The sequence below is a fragment of the Natranaerobius thermophilus JW/NM-WN-LF genome (genome assembly GCF_000020005.1).
Lineage (GTDB): Bacteria > Bacillota > Natranaerobiia > Natranaerobiales > Natranaerobiaceae > Natranaerobius > Natranaerobius thermophilus.
The window spans coordinates 1,461,461-1,479,439 of sequence record NC_010718.1 but is presented as its reverse complement, the minus strand read 5'-3'; the positions used below and the strand labels follow the sequence as shown (position 1 = coordinate 1,479,439).

Genomic DNA, 17,979 nt, shown 5'->3' with positions numbered 1-17,979 from the left:
ATTCACCTCGTATTGTCATCCAAAGCTTATAAGTAGGGACCTGGTAATTAAGAACCAACCATCAACAAGTACAAAAAGTAGTACCTTAAAAGGAAGTGATATCATCACGGGTGGGAGCATGAGCATCCCCATGGACATTAATGTACTTGCCACAATCATATCTATAATTAAAAAAGGTACAAATATCATAAAACCAATTTGAAAAGCGGTTTTTAATTCACTGATTACAAAGGCCGGGATGATAACATGGGTCGGTACATCTTCGATTGTTGCAGGGTTTTCAATATCCGAGTATTCTACAAACAAAGCCAGATCATCTTCCCTCGTCTGTTGATACATAAATTCCCTAACAGGTTCAAGACCATTTTCAATGGCTTCTTCTTGAGTAATATCACCTTCGCGATAGGGCTCCCAGGCTTCCTGATACACATCGCCCCATACAGGACTCATTATGAAAAAAGTTAGAAAAAGAGCCAATCCAATTAAAACTTGATTGGGAGGCATCTGTTGAGTAGCCAAGGCATTCCTGATAAAAGACAGTACAATTACTACCCTGGTGAAAGAGGTAGTTAGAATGAGTAATGCCGGTGCTAGACTTAAAATTGTCAACAGAATTATTATTTGTAAAGTTAATGCCAAGTCCTCTGGTTCTTCCCCTTCTCCTACCTCCAATTCCAAATTAGGAATTGGAAAAGGTTGAGCTGCTTCTGTTTGGGAAGGAATTAATAATATCAGTACTATTATAATAATAGCCGGCACAAGTGTTTTTCTATCTTTCACCATCATCGTGTCCTCCCTCATCTTTAGAGCGTCGCATCTTGTTCAGTTCTTCTTGTAATTGTTGTTCAAAACTTTCATCGTCTTCATTAAAGGTTTTTCCTTGATCTCCATAAATATTGCCTGGGAGCTTGTCCTTGATTTTTTCCCATATATCCATAAAAGTTATGGATTGAGAAGATTTCCCGGATTCTCTAATTAGTTGCAATTCTTCTTGGCTTAATTCAACACTAGTAAGGAGGTTTAACTCCTTTCCTGCACCAATTAACAGAATTTTATTTCCTACTTCTACTAAAATCAGCTTTTTTTCGTTATCCAAGGGGAGGCTGTCCAAAACCCTCATATGATGACTTTCATTTAATTTGGCCGAATAATTTTTTAACAGTTTTAGAACAACAAATAGTAAACCAATGACAAGCAAAAAAACGAATAAATACCCAAAAAGACTCATTAAATAATCGATATACTCGCCTGTGCCTGATTCCATTCCACTATCTACTTCGTCTAGCTTATCTGCCGAAAGTAAAGCTGCTATTTTGTATATTACTTGGTACGACATAGGAAAAAGCCTCCCTTAATTCGATAGCTTTGTCTCTAACCTAAAGCTTTGTTGATAGCTTCCATTACCCTATCTGGCTGAAATGGTTTTACTATAAAATCCTTGGCACCAGCTTGAATTGCTTCAATAACCATGGACTGTTGTCCCATAGCTGAACACATGATCACCTTGGCATTGGAGTCTTGTTCTTTGATCTCCTTCAATGCTTGGATTCCATCTTTTTCGGGCATAGTAATGTCCATTGTAATTAAATCAGGACTTAATTCTTGGTATTTGTCCACCGCCTCCTGACCGTTAACAGCTTCTCCAACTACTTCAAAACCATTTTTAGTAAGAATGTCCTTGATCATCATACGCATAAATGCAGCATCATCTACAATTAAAACTTTTTGACTCATCAGTACATAGCCCTCCCTTTTTAGCTAGTTTTATCGTTTTTAATTTTACTGAAGTTTGTTAATCCTCTCCACCGGACTAATTATTTCGGTAATTCTGATACCGAAGTTCTCATCGATTACAACTACTTCCCCTTTAGCGATTAATTTCCCATTAACTTTTATATCAACTGGCTCCCCGGCAATTTTATCCAGTTCTATAATAGATCCTGGAACCAATTCCAATATTTCTTGGATTTTTTTCTTGGTTTGTCCCAGTTCAACCGTTACTTCCAGAGGAACATCCATTATCAATTCAATATTGGAATTTTCTCCTTTGGCAGCCGATTGATGACCTTCTAAAGGCGAAAATTCTACAGGTTGATAGTCTTTCTTTGGCTGTTGCTCTTGTTTCATTTGTTGCTCTCCTTGTCCTGTTGGTTGTCCTTGTGTAGACACCTCCCTTTCTGGCGATTGACCAGATTCTGGCCCAGGACCAGTTTGAGTCGGAGCTTGGGGTTTTGCAGCTGCTGTTCCTTCGGAACTTGCAGCCATTTCTTGTTGACCTGCTGAAACTTCTTCTGCACTATCTCCAGTTAAAGAAACTACCATATCTTTAGCAAATTCAAAGGGTATTAACTGCATGATTTCGCTATCAATTAAATCACCGATTTTTAAATCAAATGCAACTTTAATCATGGGCTCTTTTGGAAGTTCTTCTAGGGCTTCTTCAGATCCTAGATCCAGCATTTTTACACTTGGAGGCGAAATATTAATGGTTTTATCAAACATATCAGACATGGAAGTCGAGGCCGAGCCCATCATCTGATTCATGGCTTCTCCTACAGCACTTAAGTGAAATTCCTCGATTTCACCTTCAGCAATATCTGTACCGTCGCCACCCATCATTAAATTGGCAATCATTTTTGCATCCTCTTGTTTTAGGATTAATACATTAATTCCTTCAAGCCCCTCCAAGTATTCCACTTCTACTGCTACATGAGGTTTAGGAAATTCTTCTCTTAAAGTGGCATAGTCTGTCACTTCAACTCTTGGAGTAGTTATAGATACTTTCTGATTAAGTAGTACTGATAAGGTAGTAGCAGCAGTCCCCATGGAAATGTTTCCAATTTCACCAACGGTATCCTTTTCAGTTTCATTTAAAGAATTATCACCATTATCTCCATTATTTCCATTACCTCCATTGCCATCGTTACCTGATCCGCTGCCGCCACTACCACCATGGTTATCTCCATCATCGCCACTATCATCGTCGCCTGATCCTTTTAACAGAGCATCAATTTCTTCTTGGGACAAGATATCTTTATTATTCTCCAAGGGAATCATCTCCTTCCCTAACTATTTGAGTGATTTGTACAGCTAGTTTATTTTTAATTGATCCAGGTTTGCCCTTGAATTTCGTCTTTTTTCCTACTATCAGATCAATTTCGCTTTCGAATGGTTTATTCAATGAAATTACATCCCCTTCTTGCAAGTTTAAAAATTCCTTGACTGAAATTCTCGTTCTCGCCAACTCGGCTTTTACTGGAACCTGAGTTTTATGAAGCCTATTTTTAAGAGCTTGAGATTCTTCTTCAGTTATCTTTTTTTGATGTCCTGTAGCGAACCAAAACCTAGCTGATAGTCTATCTATTACAGGTTCAAGAAAAATATATGGCAAACAAACATTGAACAACCCTTCAGCTTCTCCTACTTTTACAGAAAAAGCTACCACTGCTACTATCTCATTAGGAGAAATTATTTGTGTGAACTGGGGATTATTTTCAATCCGCTCAAATTCAGGCTCCAATTCACCCACATTCTTCCACGCTTCCAACATACTATCGAGCATGCGATTAAATATTTTTCTTGCCACGGCTTCTTCAATTTCAGTCAATTCACCTGTGCTTTCAAAAGTCTCCCCAGGACCACCCATTAAGCGGTCTATCACAGCAAAAGCAATATTTGGATTCATCTCCATTAATGACTTACCTTCCATGGGAGGAGCAGAAAAAATCCCCATAATCGTAGGATTAGTCAGTGATCTCATAAATTCGTCGTAAGTCACCTGATCCACAGAAGCTAGTTCGATTTCTACATAAGAACGCAGATAAGCTGAAAGATAAGTTGATAATAATCTGGCAAAATTCTCATTGATCATTTGTAGTGTTCTGATCTGATCTTTTGAAAATTTAGCTGGTCGCCTAAAATCATAAGGTTTAACTTTTTGTTGAGTATCCTGTTGCTTGGCATCTTCCACGTTAAGATCTCCAGTTGAAATAGCAGATAATAAGTCGTCTATTTCAGACTGAGATAAAACTTCTGACATATCTCACATCCCCCCATTCATACACCGGCATTTAGTTAAGTTATTAATGGCCGGTTAAAGTAAACGTTAACTACTTCTCCTTCCTCGATTCTTTCATCTATCGCTTCCTTGATTTGCTCCCTCAGTTCTTCCATACCTTCTTGTTCATTTAGTTCTTCGGCTTTCATAGATCTAAGAATAGTATATATTTTGTCCCTGACTTGAGGTTCTCTCTCTTCTAGCTCAGACTTTGCACCTGATTCCGATAATTCTACTACTACTTCAACTTGAAATATTCGCCTGGCACCTTCGTCTGCCAAATTAGTAGTAAATTCACCCAGGGGAAAGGTAATACCAGTATAACTCACTACTTCTTCACCTTTTTCAGTTGTGGGCTGATCAGGTGATGCTACACTCACAGCAATGAAATATGCTATCCCGGATGCCAGAATTATCAAAATGATCCCGGCAATAATAATAATTCCAATAGTATTTACATAACCTTTATTATTCAATTTCATCCTCTCCCCTCTCAAAAAGGTCTGTAGTATCTCGGTCGTAATAGTCATCTTGCTCCCAGACAGACCACAAGACCGTAATATCTACTCTTCTGTTTAATTGACGATTCTCTGGACTGTCATTGGGAACCATAGGTCTATATTCACCATAGCCTGTAGCTTGTAACCTCCCAGGGTCTAAACCACCTTCTTCGCTTAAGTATCGTAAAACAGTGGTGGCGCGGGCTGCAGATAACTCCCAGTTAGAAGGGAATTCAGGAGTATCAATAGGCACATCATCAGTAAATCCTTCCACCTTTATTTCGTTAGGAATCTCTTCTAAAATTTCAGCTATATCTCCTAGAATTTCCAGGGATTCTGACCTGAGCTCGGCCCTTCCTGAATCAAATAAGATTTTGTCTTGAAACCGTATCACGATTCCTCTTTCTTCAGTTTCAAGCATAACAACTTCAGCCAGATCGGCATCTTCTATGTAATCTTCTAATTGATCGTAGATATCTTCCATCATCTGTTCCTCTTCAGAAGGAACCTGGCGTTCACTAGGTTCTGGCAGTGTGATATTCGGGTCTTCTCGGGGAATTTGAGCCCTATGTTCGGGTAACACTCCTGAAAAACTTTCATGGAGTGATACTAACATGCGTTCGAATTTTTCAGCATCAACAGTAGAAATAGAATAAAGTAAAACGAAAAAGGCCAGTAACAAAGTGATCATATCCCCGTATGTTTGAAGCCAGTTACTACCACCTTTGTTGTTATCATTGCCTTTCCCACTGCGCCGTTGCCTATTAAATTTCGGCATTGGCGTCCACCACCTCTTCATCCTCTTCGGCTATTTCATCCCTGGATTTAGGAGCTAAAAAGGCCTTTAGTTTTTCTTCAACTATTCTAGGATTCTCGCCAGCTTGGATACTCAACATACCTTCTAACATAACTTCTTTTAATAAGATTTCATCATTGCTTTTAACTTCTAATTTATTTGCTATGGGTAAAAAGATCAAATTAGCAGCTACTACACCGTAAAGTGTAGTTAACAGAGCTAAAGCCATCCCTGGACCTATTGCATCAGGATCATCTAAGTCATCCAACATACTTACTAGTCCTATCAAAGTTCCAGACATACCAAAGGCCGGGGAAAAGGTGCCCATAGTCCGGAAAATATTTTGACCTATTTTGTGACGCTCTTCTTGAAAGGATAATTCCGTTTCTAAAATACTTCTGACCAGTTCTGGATCAGTGCCATCCACAACCAACTGAACACCTTTTTTCAAGAAATCATCATCCATTTCTTCTACATCGTCTTCCAAGGCCAGTAAGCCTTCCCTTCTGGCTTTTTCAGCTAGGTTGACCAGTAAATTAATAGTTTCGGTAGGATTCATGCTTTTAACTTTAAAAGCATTCTGTACTGTTTTAACGATTGAGAAAAACTGATTGATAGGATAACTTATCAAGGTAGCAGCTACAGTTCCACCAATGACTATTAGTGCTGAAGGGATGTTGAAAAAAATATCCACATTCCCTTCCAGGAATACAGCTCCGATTAATAAAAAGACGCCAGCTATTAATCCTATTATCGTGGCAATATCCATTGTTCCCACCTCATTTCTCACTGTCGTTGGCATTTACTTGATTTTTATCTTTTATTTGGATCGTCGCAGGGTGACATCCCACCCTGCGACGATATTCTATTACCAGATCAATCACTTCTTCCGAAGTTTCTTTAACAAGGACTTTGCGGCCAGTTACTAAGGTAATTACAGTGTCAGGTGTTTCTTCAACAAATTCTATCAGATCGGCATTAACAATGTATTCCTTGCCATTAAAGCGCGTAACTCTAATCACATTAGCCACCTCTTTAATTCAAAATTCAAATCATAAGCTAAAACTAGGTTTTCAGATTAACGAGTTCCTGAAGAACTTCGTCCCCAGTGGTTATTGACCTGGAATTAGCCTGAAAACCTCTTTGAGTTACGATCATATCAGTAAACTGCTCTCCCATATCTACATTGGACATTTCCAGGGCACCAGGGGCGATTTCACCTCGTCCACCGGTTCCTGCTATACCGTAACTTGGCTCACCCGAGTTCCTGGTAGGTTGATAAAGACCGCTTCCTAGCTTTTCAAGTCCACCGGGATTGGTGAAATCTGATAGGACTACTTGGCCTAGTTGACGAGTTTCACCATTGGTGTAAGTTCCTGTAATAATTCCTGCTGAATCAACTTCATAGGTTTCAAGTTCACCCTGGGCCTGTCCATCTTCAGCTACACCTTCAACTGTAGATTCTCCGGCAACCTGTCTTACATCGCCAAGGTCGAATTCAATTCCACCGGGAGCGTTTAGCAGATCAACTTCTTCATCATTTTGAGGTTCCTGATCTTGGGTGAAAATAGGGTCAACATCGGGACTGTAATCGCCTTCCTCTAAACTATCAAAGTTTATATCATCGGGATGATACCATTCGTATCTGCCTTCTACTTCAATGGCTAAAGCCGCCACATCTTCCGCCTCAGCATTTCCAGCTTGAACATCGTTTCTCATTAACATGCCTTGGATGTTATCTTCGTCATGTCCATTATCGTCATCTATATCAAAACCCAGGTCTTCTTTTGCACTATCTGACAGTCCACCAAAGTCCTGAACCGTAGCTTCAAAATCGTTGATTGAATAAGAAGTACCTTCATCGCCAACACTTGTTAGCTCCCCATCATCTGAAAAGGAGACTTGGATTTCGTCTTCGATCAAAATCCCATCTTTTCGTACAGTCATCTGCCATTCATTTTCACCTGACTCTTCAAATTCCAAATTCAATGTATGCTCACTTCCTAAATTATCAAACACATTAACAGTGGTAGAAACGGTTTCTCCTGGTTCAGTATTTGAGTTCAAATTTCCATTATACTTTACATTTTCAGTAGCTTCAGGGTCCACCACATCTCCTAAGGGAATTTCCATATCTACGATTTCGTCAGTATTAATTTCATCGGCATCTTCATCGTAAGCATAACCCTGAACTTTGTAACCTGTGCCTTGAGAAACCAAGTTCCCCTCACTATCTACTCCAAAATTACCCACTCTTGTAAACATATCGCTTTGTCCGTCATTGACTACGAAAAAACCATCCCCTTCTATGGCCAGATCAGTATCTCGACCAGTGTTTTCCAAACTACCCTGGGTGTGGATTGTATCCATACTTCCGATATTCATACCCAGACCAACCTGTTGGGGATTGGTTCCGCCTCGCTCATTAGGAGCAGATGCCGCTTCTAAAGTCTGATTAAAAGCATCTTGAAAGGTAACTCGATCCCCTTTAAAGCCTGCAGTATTTACATTTGCCACATTATTTCCGATTGTATCCAAACGGGTTTGATGATTTCTCAATCCGCTTACACCAGAATACATTGACCTCAACATAAAACCATCGACCTCCTTAAAGTTTTGTGTGAGCGGTCTTTCATTGTCGATGAAAGACCAGGGCTTCCTCCTCAGGAGGTCCAGCCCAGAGCCCACTAATTGTTGTAGTAAAAATCATTTCAATTACATAATCACAGCACTGTCAATATTAGTGAAAACATTTTCTTTCAATTGAGATTCATCGGCAGCGGTAATTACTGTTCGGTTGTTTACACTGACTACAAAAGCAGTTTTATCCAAAACTACCAGTGATTCTTTAGCACCTTTAGCTTCAGCTTTATTAATAGCTTCTGATAACTTTTCCATCTTAGTGTCGTCTAGTTCAATATTCCTGGACCGAATTCTATTTTGAGCATGTTTTGAGAAGTTTACTTCCTCCAGTTCGCGCTGCAATAATTTAGAGAAGTCCTTGGATTTAGAGCTATCCTGTTGGGACTGATCAGTCTTTTGATTTGCTTGTTCAATTTTGTCAGGTGGGATAATAGGTCCTATATGTCGAGAACCATGAATATTATCCATAAAATCATCCCCTTTAACTAGCCAGATATCCTTCTAAAAAACTATCTCACTATAGTCTAACTACCCCTTTTAGTCTGATTCGTGTTATTCCTGTGATTCTGCTTGTCCTGGCTGGTCTACCGGTTTGATTTCTACTACATCCTCGAAATCTACCTTCTTGCCATCGATTTCAAAACCTGGCGAGCCATTGAAATCCCGGATGGCTGTTACAGTACCTTCAATAATTTCACCATCTTCATTTTCAGCCACTACATGTCTTCCTAGTAAATTAAGCATGGATGATTGTTCTTGAGTTTCATTTAATGATTGTAGTTGATCTAATTGATTAAATGAAGTCATTTGTACGATAAATTCCCTATCATCCATGGGATCTAGTGGGTCTTGATGCTGTAATTGAGTAGTTAGTATTTTTATAAATTCATCTTGGCCCAGATCATCCTGGTTTTCCAATTGAGGAAGGTTTTGTTGCTGTCCTTCGGAAACAGATTTAGCTTGAGGACCTCCCATATCTCCAATGATCATTAAAAACACCTCCTATAGTGTCACACCTTAAATACGTAAGTCAATTGAACCATGGTTATAACCGTAGCCATTATTTTCGTAGTTTACTGCTAATCTGTCCTCTGATTGGTAATCCAACTCATCCTGTTCATCCTGAGAATTCTCTTCACCATCTTCACTAATGTTTTGTCTAAAATTGAATCTGTGTAAGTCAAATTCTCCGTTTTCATCATCCTGTTCCTGATCTACTGACACATCCAGTTCGTTAAACTCGAGCCCTTGTTCGCCTAGCTGATTTCGAAGTTCAACCAGATTTGCCTGAATGACATCACGAGCTTGTGCGTTCTGTGTAAAAATATGTCCTTTTAATTCACCATCTTGATATGAGAACTGCATCCGTAACTGTCCCAGTTGTTCTGGTTTCAATTTCATTTTTAAGGTGTGAGTATCGCCTTCCTGTTCTAAATTAACCTGTTGCAAGATTGCTTCACGTAAATTATTAACTAATTCTTGACTTCTTTGGCTAAACAGTTTTTCAACGGGTTTTACATCTTGATCATTATTAAAGTGTTGAGTAAGATCAATGATTTGATTAACACTAACATTGTTCTCCTCACCTTCAGCAAAAGCTCCAAAATTACTGCTGTGGAACTGCTGTGAAAAGCTCGCACTCGAATCTTGGCTCAAAATTTGCTCTAACTTGGAAAATAGATAATCTTCAGTAACTGTTGGTTCGTCTTTGTTTTCAATAGCCTGCATGATATTTTGGATTTTTTCTTGCATTTGTTTAGTAACATTGAAGTTGGCGTCATTTAGAGAACCATCTTTTCCATGGTTTAGTTCAGCTAGCTGTTTAAATATGTTCTTATTATCCATATCTAGTTGGTAAGAACTTTCATTGTCACTAGTGGTGGCAATACTAGTAGCAAGTAACTGTTTAACAAACTCTGCTTCTTCAGCTTTAAGTTCTGTAATTAATATTTTTGACTTTTTTGACTCAAGATTATCTTCTCCCAGGGCGTTTATAAGTTGGCTGATCTTCTTCAGTTCCTTTAGGATATTTTTTGTGCTGTCCTCGTTTTGCATATGAATTTCATTAAATTCTAAATCTAACTCAGCCTTGTCTTGGGAAAATAACTGTGAAGCGTTATCCTGTGAGTATTTCTTTTTTATATGGTCAAGAGCTTCTTGTCTTGAGTCAATCTGGTCCGACGAATTCATCACTTGTTCAAGTTCTGCAAATAATTTTTGTAATTTGCCGTCAATGTCTTGATAGTCAAGTAGTGATTGTATATTTTTCAAGGATTCTGCTAAATCTTCAACTTGCAACCAAAACATCATATCTTCCAAAGTCAACTCTTCTATCATCTGTTCAGAATCTAGTTCGATTTCAACATCATCTTTCTGTATTATTTGGTTTAATTGTTCTAAGTTTAAATCTATTACTTTTAAGTCTTGGTCCATTAGCTCTTTTAATTCAGGGGATAAATTATGTTTATTTTTGATTGTTAGAGTACCAATTAAATCAGATACCTCTGAATCTTGGTCTATTTCTTCCATATTTTCAAGAATCATTTCTTTGAAGACTTCTTTTTGGCCAGTCAATTTTTGATGTAGTTTGGTTAAGTCTGCCTCGTCTAAAATTTCTGCGCCTATTAACTGCTCAATAAGTTGCTCTTGATTTTCTAAAAGCTCTATTAACTCTGACAGCTTATCTGGTAACTGATTAAGTACTTCTTGTGAAAAAAGTTGGTCTAATTCATCCTTCATTAATTCTTCAGTAAATGAACCGGACTCATCTAGTAAAATTGTTTCCTTATCTGTAAGTTTTTCATTATCAACTAATTGTTGTAATTGATCTTGAAAACTACTATTCCCAGTTTTTTGTCGAGAATCTGATTTGACTCCCTGTTCCCTAGCATGCATGACTTGTGTCATAAGATCTACACCTGCACTATTCACATCATTTCACCTCCTTTCATAGGATAGTTATTTAGTATTAAAACTATATTAAATTGCTATTAGTTGATCTCATATTATGTTCCCATCATTCTAGTTAAATTTCTAGCTGTCTCAGAGTCCATCTCAGATAGAATTCTTGCTTTTTGGTCACTGGAGAGACGATTCAGTATTTCAATCACCAATTCATCTTCTAAATCTTCCAGTATCTCTGCTGCTTCTTGAGGCCGCATTTCAGAATAGACATTAGCAAGTGATTCTAATCGCTCTTCTCTGTCTACCACAGTATCTTCCTTATCTAGTAATTCTTCCTCCCGCTCTTCCAATATTTGTTCGCGTTCTTTTAAGGATTCTTTTAATTCATCCAATTCCTCTTGACGTTCCTCTAATTCACGCCTATCTTCTTCTAAATCTCTTTCTCGGTCGTCAAGGGTTTCAGCCCATCTATCCAGTTCATCTTCTCGAGAGTAAACTTCTTCTTCGTCTGAGTCAGGTACCACTTCACCTACTACAGGAATTCCACCCAAAAAGTTAGTAATATCAATAATTCCAAACAATTGGGCTAGAATCCCTCCTACAATCAAAGCAAATATGAGAGGGATGATAATCATTAATGCAAGAGCCTGTTTTTGACTGCCAGTATTATTTTGATCCAATATCTCTCGCTCCTTTTTAACGGGAGTAACTAAATTGAACACTTAACTCATCTAAAGTCTTTTGTTCATTCTTCAAAACCTTTTGTTTATATTCCTCATACTGTCTTTCCTCTAGTTTCTCCAAAACCTTTTTCTCCCGTTTTGCTTCAATCCAATTAAGCCGTGCTTGCTCTAGTTGTTCTTCGGCATCTTCAAGTTGATGACGCTTATTTATAATTTCATCATCTAGATGTGAAAGATAACTATAGTAGTGGGTTATATTTTCTATTTTCACAGGAGATTTCTGTTTAGTTAAGATATCCTCACACAGTTCATGGCGCTTATCTAAAAGTTTATCTAAAGCCTGTTTTTGCTCATCCCTGTATTTTTGAGCTCTTTGAAATTCTTTCTTCTTCAGTTCTTCATTGCGTTCCTTAACTTTTAATACCTTCTCCAAAGAGAATTGGAACTTCTTCAATATTACCACCTCTGTCTTTCCCTACATTTAGTCAACCAATTAATCATCTAAAAACTTCTTTAGTTTATTGATGGTTTCATCCAGAGTAGTTTTTTCTGTGATTTCCTGGCGTAAAAACTCATTTAAATCGTCAATTAGCTCCATCGCCCAGTCAACCTTGGGATTGCTCCCCTTTTTATAAGCCCCGATTTCAATCAAATCTCGGGCCTCTTCATAGGCTGCCAGAGCTGAACTAATTTTGGCAGCCGCTTTTTGATGTTGAGTATCAGTAATATCCACCATCACCCGTGAAATGCTCTGTAGTATATCAATGGCCGGATAATGATTTTGCATGGCCAGCTTTCTGCTAAGAACAATATGACCATCTAGCACTCCCCGAACGGTATCGGATACGGGCTCGTCCATATCATCTCCATCAACCAATACAGTATATAAACCGGTAACACTCCCTTTATCAGAAGTACCAGACCTTTCTAACAGCTGGGGCAACATTGCAAAAACAGAAGGTGGAAACCCTCTTGTAGCCGGTGGCTCACCTGTTGCCAGTCCAACTTCCCGTTTGGCAGTAGCAAACCTGGTTACAGAGTCCATCATTAGCATGACATCATTTCCACAGTCACGGAAATATTCTGCAATAGCAGTTGCAGTCATCGCTCCCTTGATTCTCAAAAGAGCGGGTTGGTCAGAGGTGGCAACCACAATAACACTTCGTTGTAATCCTTCTTCTCCTAAATCTTTTTCTATAAATTCACGAACTTCTCTGCCCCGTTCACCTATTAAACCAATTACATTGACAGAGGCAGAAGTATTTCTTGCAATCATACCTAGGAGTGTACTTTTACCTACTCCAGACCCTGAAAAAATTCCCATCCGCTGCCCTTTTCCAATTGTCAAAACCCCATCAATAGCTTTAATACCAGTTTGAATAGGTTTTTGTATCCTACTGCGGTCAAGGGGAGCGGGGGGAGTGTTTTCCATAGGATAACGACATTTTGTATTAGTAAGGGGGCCCTTTCCATCCATAGGGCGACCTAGACCATCTAATACTCTACCAACCAAACCAGGACCTACAGGTACTGACAAATTCTCTCGAGAAGTAATCACTTTATTACCCGGTGCCACATTGTTTAAATTACCAAGGGGCATCAATAGTATTTTTCCATCATTGAAACCTACAACTTCACACTCAATCTCCTGATCATCACTTCTGATAAGGCACAAATCACCGATTTTAGCCCCTGGGCCTCGGGCCTCAACAGTTAACCCTACAACTCTGGTGACTTCTCCTTGTAAAGGTAAAGTGTTACTATTCCTTATTGTTTGAGAAAGTTTATCTAAGTCTACACCATCAGTTGCCACTGTTAATCACCTGCCCCAAGGCTCGGCGAAGTTCATCTATTTGCCGACTTAGTTCTAGTTCAATATGTCCATTTTCCCCAAACAAAATTGGTGCTCCTGGCTTTAAATCATCGTCCTGTTTCAGTTCAATCCTTAAGTCAGAAAAACCCTCGAGTATTTGGTCTTTGTCTGCTTCTAATTGGGCATAATCATCGGGATGTGCTCTTATTATAACCTTATTTTGTTCAGTCATTCTTTCAATACCATTTTTTACCAGTTCAGATACTAGTTCTTGCTGGTCTTCTAGTCTATCGGATATAAGTTTCTCGGCAATTTCAGTTATCAAGCGGCAAATTTCCGGTTCTAGTTCTTTTAATGTGTCTTGATAATCTTGCTTAGCAGCCACTAAAAGATGCTTAGCTTCGGATATTAACTGTTCTTTTTCAGCTTCAACTTCCTGTAACCCCTCATCTTTGCCTTGCTGGTACCCATCTTGATAACCTTTTTCCTTGGCTTCTTTAAGTATTTTTTCTTTTTCAGCCTGAGCATTATCTATTATCTCCTGGGCTTCCTGTTCAGCCTTTTGTCGAGCGTTTTCTAGAATTTGATTAATCTCTTCTTCGGGAATTTGATGTCCTTGCTGTTGCTCTTCTTCTTCTGTCTCGAATTGTTCTTCCTCCATATATGTATCTTCTTGTGTATCAGAGAAGAAATGGTCACATTTCCAGACAAGAGGGGATTTGGGAGTCAAGTTTTTAGACTTATATATTTTAGACAATCACTTCATCCTCCTTACCCCTTGCGATAACTATTTCACCACTTTCTTCTAGGCTGCGAATTAAGTTAACAATTTTTTGTTGCGACTCTTCCACATCTCTCAAACGTACAGGGCCCATATAATCCATCTCTTCTTTAATAAGATCTGACATTCTTTTGGACATATTTTTAAAGACTCGATCTTTCACTTCATCACCTGCTACCTTTAAGGCCATAGTCAAGTCCTTTTGCTCTACTTCTCTAATCACTCTCTGGATTGAGCGGTCATCTAGGAGTACAATATCGTCAAATACAAATAATCGCTTCTTGATCTCCTCTGCCAGATCTGGATCTTCAGTTTCTAGGTTTTCCAAGATAGTCTTTTCAGTTGCCCTATCCACATTATTTAAAACATCCACAATAGCAGAGATCCCTCCGGCTGAAGTATAATCCTGTGTCATGACTGAGGACAGTTTTCTTTCAAGTATCTGCTCCACTTCTTTAATTATCTCAGGGGATGTCCGTTCCATAACTGCAATACGCCTGGCCACATCCACCTGCTTTTCTGAAGGTAAAGCAGACAAAATCATTGAAGATTGCTCAGGTTGTAAGTAAGCCAGTATCAATGCAATAGTTTGCGGATGTTCGTTTTGGATAAAATTAATTACCTGGCTAGGCTCGGTTTTTCTCATGAATTCAAACGGCTTTACCTGTAACGAAGATGTCAGCCTATCTATGATATTCATGGCTTTTTGAGAGCCCAAAGCCCTTTCTAATACTTCCTTGGCGTAATTAATTCCACCTTGAGAAATATAATCTTGGGCAACAGCCATTTGATGAAATTCATTTAATACATCTTCTCTTTGTTCAGTATCAACTTTTTGCACATTAGCGATTTCAAGGGTCAGCTGTTCAATCTCTTCCTCGGATAGGTGCTTCATAACCTCTGCTGACGTATCGCTGCCGAGAGAAATCATTAACACGGCAGCTTTTTGTTTAGGAGAAAGTTCTTCGGGACTCATGGTCTCACCCCTTTATTCTTCAGCTAGCCAAGCCTTCAATACTTTGGCAAACTCTTCTGGTTTTTTCTCAGCGAAATCGGAGATTTGTTTTTGAACTTTAGGTACTTCAGGTTCAATATCTTCTGAAGCTGCTGCCTGATCTTGTACCATTTGTTCTCTCTCAAGGCGATCTTCTATTTCTTTTCTATCCCTTATGGTTTTATAAATCTTTCTACCAATGAGAGCCAGAACAACTAGGACTGCAGCTCCAATGCCAAGGGTTATCCATCTCTGTTGCGCTGCCATTTGTTGTTTTTTCTCATGTTGTGCAGCTAACATATCCTGTAAAGAAGTATCAAAGTCCATTTGTTCAACTGTTATCTGATGGTTCTCGTTTTCTAAATTTATTCCTACTGCGTCTTCTACTAGCGCTTCTATGCTATCCATTTCATCTTCATCGAGTTCTTGATTTACAGCTACAGCTACACTCAATTTATTTAGTGCGCCAGGAGCTAGCCTTGATCTTTCTTCAATCTTATTCACTTCATAATTTCTAGTTTCATCTATTCTTTCGTAATCAAAGCTACCACCTTCTCCGGTTACTTCTTGATATTCCGGAGTTCCCTCGGCAGGATCTCCAGGAACACCTCCTTGACTTACATCTTCACCGGAGTAAAACTCCTCTTCTCTATGCATGCTCACCAATATTCCTTCATCACCCTCAACGGGCTCAAAGAGTTCTGAAAAGGATTCAAATTCGTCAAAATCCAATTCCGCATTTACTCGGGCTGTCACATTACCTCTGCCCACTATATTTTCCAACATACTTTCTACACTGCTTTGGAGTGTATTTTGAAATTCTTCTTGAATGGATAATCTCTTTTCAACTTCTGATCCAGCACTAGGGCTGTTTTTGTCATCGGATTGGGTTTTGTCACTTAGCATCCTGTCTCCTGATGTTAATGTGACATTTTTGGGTGTCAGACCTTCCACAGAATGGGCAACTAAATTGACTATACTGCTTATCTGCTGTTCAGTCAGTTCCCTATGAGGTTCTAAATCCAAAAAAACAGCAGCTTGCGAATCTTCACGAGTTTCTTCGAAAATAGATCTTTCCGGAAGAACTAAATGTACTCTTGCATCTTCAACTTCAGGATAACGACGAATGGTACGTACAAGTTCTCCTTCCAGAGCAATCTTTTGACGCATCTCTCGCTCAGATTCAGTAAGTCCCAACTGTTGTGTATCTAACTCTTCATATCCCAGGACACCACCTCGCGGTAATCCGGCGCCAGCTAACTCTAATCTAACCTGATCGTGATCGTCTTCAGGCACCAGGATACGAGAGCCTCCATCCTCTATTTGATAAGAAACACCCATATCTTCTATCATTTCAGCTATTTCACTGGCATCTCTGGGATCTAAATCCCGTGCAACTTCTGTATAATCAGTTTGTAGCATAGAGACAGACAGTACCAGGGTACCAATAATAAATAGTCCCAGAGCGGTGGCAAAAGTTATCTTTTGACCTTTTGATAAATTGCCCCAAAATTGCTGTGACTGATTTTTTGCATTAGCTAACATTTCATTCATGGATTAATCACCACGCCTTTATATTTGCATCCGCATTAATTCGTCATGGGTTTCTATGAGTTGATTCCTAACTTCTAAAGTTAAGTTGAGAGCTAACTCGGCTTTTTCAGTGGCAATCACCACATCATGAAGGTTATCTACTTCTCCAACGGCTAGCTTTTGATTGAGCACCTCACTCTCTTTTTGGATGTCATCCACCTTAGAAATGGCGTCAGACAAAAACTCTCTAAAATTTAAGTCCTCTGCCTTTTGTTTATTTCCTTGATTAATAGGATTTACAGTGTTTTCACCAATACCTTCTATTCTCATGTTAATCCCCCCCATTATCGACCGATATCTAATGTATTAGAGGCCATACTTTTTGCATTATCTATTGCTGTAGCATTGGCTTCATATGCCCGTGATGCTGTAATCATATCCGTCATCTCTTTAACTATTTCAACATTGGGTTTTTGAACATATCCGGTTTCCGGATCAGCTTCAGGATGTTCCGGGTCATAAATTTCTTTAAAAGGTGAATCATCTTCTTCAATACTACTGACCCTGACACCTTGGGAATCAAAATCTCCATCTTTTTGCAAAAAACTATGTAAGTGGTCACTAAAACTTTTTCCTCTAGTTTCAAATACAGGCATCTGTCGTCTATAAGGTTCGCCATCTTCAGTTCTGGTTGTATTGGCATTGGCTATATTATTAGAAATAACATCCATACGTAACCTTTCTGCTGTTAAACCAGATCCACTAATATCAAAGGTGTCAAACATTTATTTACCTCCCTCCTTGTATAGCAGAACGCAATTTGTTAAATTCACTGCTTAACTGTCTTGTAAGGGCCTGATGATGAAGAGAGTTTTGGGTCAACCGTGACATTTCGGTATCCACATCTACATTGTTATCATCATTTCTCATAGATGAATCAGATTCACGCCTGACCTGGGGTTCTATCGTAGAGTCTACTTTCCCAATTGGTATGTGTTTTTCTCGAGTGATTTTTCCTTCAATATCTTTGGAATCAGCTTTCATAGCTTCTTTAAGCTGTTCTTCAAAATCCACTCGTCCTCTTTTAAACCCAGGAGTGTTGACATTGGCAATATTATTAGAAATTACTTCGTGTCTTTTAGTGGTCCCATTCAGGGAATTTCCTAACAGACCTATAGGGGCTTGTTCAAACATCTGACGTCCCTCCTATGCAAACGCTGAATAAACACAGTTAGTTTTTCTAAAAAATCATACTTTATCCTTATATTTGTCCAT

Annotated in this window: 22 protein-coding genes; all 22 read right to left on the bottom strand. The window is 38.9% G+C overall.

Annotation, left to right across the window (positions count from 1 at the left end; genetic code table 11):
• Window positions 1-15: 15 nt before the first annotated feature.
• The 22 genes from fliP to flgB all read right to left on the bottom strand — a co-directional run bounded on the left by fliP (window position 16) and on the right by flgB (window position 17,898).
• Complete coding sequence (gene fliP, locus NTHER_RS07135; RefSeq protein ID WP_012447866.1) at window positions 16-783, bottom strand: flagellar type III secretion system pore protein FliP; 768 nt, start codon at window positions 781-783, stop codon at window positions 16-18.
• Window positions 770-1,336, bottom strand: coding sequence for a flagellar biosynthetic protein FliO (locus NTHER_RS07130; RefSeq protein WP_012447865.1), 567 nt, complete (start codon window positions 1,334-1,336; stop codon window positions 770-772). The genes fliP and NTHER_RS07130 overlap by 14 nt, the downstream gene beginning before the upstream one ends.
• 35 nt (window positions 1,337-1,371) lie before the next feature.
• Window positions 1,372-1,734, bottom strand: coding sequence for a response regulator (locus NTHER_RS07125; RefSeq protein WP_012447864.1), 363 nt, complete (start codon window positions 1,732-1,734; stop codon window positions 1,372-1,374).
• 45 nt (window positions 1,735-1,779) lie between these two features.
• Complete coding sequence (fliY, locus tag NTHER_RS07120; RefSeq protein ID WP_041366979.1) at window positions 1,780-3,057, bottom strand: flagellar motor switch phosphatase FliY; 1,278 nt, start codon at window positions 3,055-3,057, stop codon at window positions 1,780-1,782.
• Window positions 3,038-4,039, bottom strand: coding sequence for a flagellar motor switch protein FliM (gene fliM, locus NTHER_RS07115; RefSeq protein ID WP_012447862.1), 1,002 nt, complete (start codon window positions 4,037-4,039; stop codon window positions 3,038-3,040). Before fliM ends, fliY begins: the two co-directional genes overlap by 20 nt.
• Before the next feature lie 35 nt (window positions 4,040-4,074).
• A complete protein-coding gene (locus NTHER_RS07110; protein WP_012447861.1) occupies window positions 4,075-4,539 on the bottom strand; it encodes a flagellar basal body-associated FliL family protein in 465 nt (154 codons plus the stop codon).
• On the bottom strand, window positions 4,526-5,335 hold the full coding sequence (locus tag NTHER_RS07105) for a flagellar motor protein MotB (protein WP_012447860.1): 810 nt from the start codon (window positions 5,333-5,335) through the stop codon (window positions 4,526-4,528). The genes NTHER_RS07110 and NTHER_RS07105 overlap by 14 nt, the downstream gene beginning before the upstream one ends.
• Window positions 5,322-6,122, bottom strand: coding sequence for a flagellar motor protein (locus tag NTHER_RS07100; RefSeq protein ID WP_012447859.1), 801 nt, complete (start codon window positions 6,120-6,122; stop codon window positions 5,322-5,324). The genes NTHER_RS07105 and NTHER_RS07100 overlap by 14 nt, the downstream gene beginning before the upstream one ends.
• A gap of 10 nt (window positions 6,123-6,132) precedes the next feature.
• The gene (locus tag NTHER_RS07095) at window positions 6,133-6,375 is read right to left on the bottom strand and encodes a flagellar FlbD family protein (RefSeq protein ID WP_012447858.1); all 243 of its coding nucleotides are present in this window, start codon (window positions 6,373-6,375) and stop codon (window positions 6,133-6,135) included.
• 43 nt (window positions 6,376-6,418) lie between these two features.
• The gene (locus NTHER_RS15215; RefSeq protein WP_012447857.1) at window positions 6,419-7,945 is read right to left on the bottom strand and encodes a flagellar hook protein FlgE; all 1,527 of its coding nucleotides are present in this window, start codon (window positions 7,943-7,945) and stop codon (window positions 6,419-6,421) included.
• 123 nt (window positions 7,946-8,068) lie between these two features.
• Window positions 8,069-8,464 carry a TIGR02530 family flagellar biosynthesis protein gene (locus NTHER_RS07085; protein WP_012447856.1) on the bottom strand — a complete coding sequence of 132 codons (396 nt, stop codon included), beginning with the start codon at window positions 8,462-8,464 and terminating at the stop codon, window positions 8,069-8,071.
• An 84-nt stretch (window positions 8,465-8,548) separates the two neighbouring features.
• Entirely contained in the window at window positions 8,549-8,986 is a 438-nt protein-coding gene (locus NTHER_RS07080) for a flagellar hook capping FlgD N-terminal domain-containing protein (RefSeq protein WP_012447855.1), read from the bottom strand.
• A gap of 27 nt (window positions 8,987-9,013) precedes the next feature.
• A complete protein-coding gene (locus NTHER_RS07075) occupies window positions 9,014-10,927 on the bottom strand; it encodes a flagellar hook-length control protein FliK (RefSeq protein WP_012447854.1) in 1,914 nt (637 codons plus the stop codon).
• A gap of 74 nt (window positions 10,928-11,001) precedes the next feature.
• A complete protein-coding gene (locus NTHER_RS07070; RefSeq protein ID WP_012447853.1) occupies window positions 11,002-11,580 on the bottom strand; it encodes a MotE family protein in 579 nt (192 codons plus the stop codon).
• Between the two features lie 16 nt (window positions 11,581-11,596).
• A complete protein-coding gene (fliJ, locus tag NTHER_RS07065; RefSeq protein ID WP_012447852.1) occupies window positions 11,597-12,037 on the bottom strand; it encodes a flagellar export protein FliJ in 441 nt (146 codons plus the stop codon).
• Window positions 12,038-12,076: 39 nt separating this feature from the next.
• The gene (gene fliI / locus NTHER_RS07060) at window positions 12,077-13,396 is read right to left on the bottom strand and encodes a flagellar protein export ATPase FliI (protein ID WP_012447851.1); all 1,320 of its coding nucleotides are present in this window, start codon (window positions 13,394-13,396) and stop codon (window positions 12,077-12,079) included.
• Window positions 13,386-14,153 carry a FliH/SctL family protein gene (locus tag NTHER_RS07055; RefSeq protein ID WP_012447850.1) on the bottom strand — a complete coding sequence of 256 codons (768 nt, stop codon included), beginning with the start codon at window positions 14,151-14,153 and terminating at the stop codon, window positions 13,386-13,388. The genes fliI and NTHER_RS07055 overlap by 11 nt, the downstream gene beginning before the upstream one ends.
• Window positions 14,146-15,153 (bottom strand): flagellar motor switch protein FliG, encoded by a 1,008-nt coding sequence (gene fliG, locus NTHER_RS07050; RefSeq protein WP_012447849.1) that lies wholly within the window; start codon window positions 15,151-15,153, stop codon window positions 14,146-14,148. The genes NTHER_RS07055 and fliG overlap by 8 nt, the downstream gene beginning before the upstream one ends.
• A 12-nt stretch (window positions 15,154-15,165) precedes the next feature.
• Complete coding sequence (gene fliF, locus NTHER_RS07045) at window positions 15,166-16,725, bottom strand: flagellar basal-body MS-ring/collar protein FliF (protein ID WP_012447848.1); 1,560 nt, start codon at window positions 16,723-16,725, stop codon at window positions 15,166-15,168.
• Between the two features lie 18 nt (window positions 16,726-16,743).
• Window positions 16,744-17,034, bottom strand: coding sequence for a flagellar hook-basal body complex protein FliE (gene fliE / locus NTHER_RS07040; protein WP_012447847.1), 291 nt, complete (start codon window positions 17,032-17,034; stop codon window positions 16,744-16,746).
• Window positions 17,035-17,048: 14 nt separating this feature from the next.
• On the bottom strand, window positions 17,049-17,489 hold the full coding sequence (gene flgC / locus NTHER_RS07035; protein WP_012447846.1) for a flagellar basal body rod protein FlgC: 441 nt from the start codon (window positions 17,487-17,489) through the stop codon (window positions 17,049-17,051).
• A gap of 4 nt (window positions 17,490-17,493) precedes the next feature.
• The gene (gene flgB / locus NTHER_RS07030) at window positions 17,494-17,898 is read right to left on the bottom strand and encodes a flagellar basal body rod protein FlgB (RefSeq protein WP_012447845.1); all 405 of its coding nucleotides are present in this window, start codon (window positions 17,896-17,898) and stop codon (window positions 17,494-17,496) included.
• Between the last annotated feature and the right edge of the window lie 81 nt (window positions 17,899-17,979).